Here is a 2,049-nt window from a genome sequence, read left to right on the forward strand (position 1 = left end):
GCGTGGGATCCCGCCTACCGCGACGGCGCGCTGCGCGACTGGCTCTTCGCGCAGCGCAGGAAGCGCTGAGGGCGCCGGGCGCGCGGACCGCGTGCGCCGCGCGAACGCGGAACGCCGTTCTGACGCACAATCGGTCAATTCATGAAAAGCGCCGGCCTCTTTCCGGCCTGACGTTGGCTAAACTATCCCCGCGCGGTCGTCTCCGGCGAGGCGGCGGCCGTGCGCTGCGCCGCGGCGACGCCGAGGACCGCGGCCGCTGGGAAGAGGGGACTTCGGTGTGGACCGCGAGTCGCTGGACGAGCCGCGGACCGCGGGAGCCGGGAGGCGCGTCATGGGCGGCAGGTTTCTTCGCGGCGTCGCGTCCCGCCTCGTCGGTCCGCGCGGCCGGAGCGTCCCGCTCGTCGCGGGAGCGCTCGCGCTCCTCGGCCTCGCCGCCGGTCTCGCCGGGGTCGCGGCGCGGGCCCAGTCGGCGCCGCCTCCAAAGCGCCCGATCCCCCCGTATCTCGCGATGGTCGAAACGTGGCTGCAGCGGGAGGCCGCGGGAGCGCGGGCCGCGCAGGCGATCAATCAAGACACGATCGACGCCGGCCGCGCTCTGCTGGCCAAGGCGCGGGCCGCGAAGAGCGCCGCGGCGACGGCCGAGGCCCAGCGGGTCGTCGCCGTCGCGGAAGAGGCGCTGCGCAAGAACAGGCTGCGCGCGGCGCGGGCGGAGAAGGCGCTGGCGTGGGCGGCGCGCCTGCGCGAACTCCCGCCCGCCGGCGGCATGGCCGGGTTCATGCCGCGCGCCGAAGGGACGATCGAGATCCAGCCGGCGGGCGGCGGCGCGCCGCGCGCCGTGACCGCGGACACGCCGCCGGTCGCCGGACCGGGCGACACGATCCGCACCGGCAAGGACGGCCGCGCGGACGTCCTCCTCCCGGAGGGGAACGTCGTCAGCCTCTCCGCCGGCGCCGCGATGACCCTCGCGGAAGGCGCGGTCGAAACTCTCCTCTACGGCGAGGTCCGCGCCCGCGTCCTGCGGATGGGCCACAAGTTCGAGGTGCGGACGCCGAGCGCGGTGACGTCGGTGCGCGGCACCGACTTCGTCGTGCGCGAGGTCCCCGGCAAGCCGTCGTCGGTCGTGGTCCTCGAAGGGACCGTCGCCTTCGGCGACGCCAAGGGGACGAAGACGGTCCTCGTCGGTCCGGGCATGCAGTCCTATCTGCTTCCCGACGGCACGCCGGCCGAGCCGACGGCGGCGAACGTGAAGGAAATGCGGAGATGGTGGGAGGAATGAGACGCCTCGCGCTCTTCGCGGCGCCGGCCCTGCTCTGCGTCCCCGCGGCCCTCGCCTCGCCGCAAGTCCCCGGCATGAAGATCGACTGCGCCGCGTCGGCCAGGATCACTGAAAACGAGCGTCCCTACCTGAGCTGCACCTGCCCGAGCGCCAACGCCATGCCGGTCTGCACGACGCGGTCGGGCGGTTCGGCTTCGGGGCGTCACCCGTCGGGCGCGATGAGCAACGAGGCGTTCGCCGCCCAGATGCTGGGCGACATCGTCGGCCAGGCGCTCGCCTCGCTCTTCGCCCCGCCGCGCGACGATTCCGCCGACGTCGCGGCGCGGAAGGCGGCGCAGGAGGCGGCGAAGATACAGTTCGAGGCGCAGCAGCGGCAGCTCCGCGACCTCTGGCGGGAACAGCAGGCGCAGGCGCAGCGACGGGCGGAGGCGGAGCGGAACCAACGCGAGAAGGACGGCGAAGAATTGCTCGCCAAGATGCACGGCGAGGACGGCCCGCCCCCGGATTCGATGCAGACGCCGGGCGGCACGCTCGAGGGGTTCAAGTGGGACTCGGGCGCCGCGGCGAAGGGGCAGCTGCAGCCGCTGAGCGGCGGCCGCTACGACACGTCGGGGTTGAAGGCGTGGCAACGGCTGCTCTGCGCGAGCTACTTCTCCGAGAACGCGGCGGCGGCGTTGAACGCCAACCCCGAGCAGGCGCACTACCTCGACGAGCAGGCGGCGCGCGTCGCGGCGGGGCAGGCGGTGGACATCCCGTGCAAGTTCCCGGCGGCG

Annotated in this window: 2 protein-coding genes; both read left to right on the forward strand. The window is 74.1% G+C overall.

The features are described from left to right. Nucleotides 1-331: 331 nt before the first annotated feature. Nucleotides 332-1,276, forward strand: a complete 945-nt coding sequence (locus LLG88_14185) for a FecR family protein (GenBank protein ID MCE5248058.1) — start codon at nucleotides 332-334, stop codon at nucleotides 1,274-1,276. Beyond that, on the forward strand, nucleotides 1,261-2,049 hold a 789-nt coding region (locus tag LLG88_14190; protein MCE5248059.1), incomplete at its 3' end, for a hypothetical protein. The genes LLG88_14185 and LLG88_14190, both read left to right, overlap by 16 nt.

This window comes from bacterium (genome assembly GCA_021372775.1).
Lineage (GTDB): Bacteria > Acidobacteriota > Polarisedimenticolia > J045 > J045 > JAJFTU01.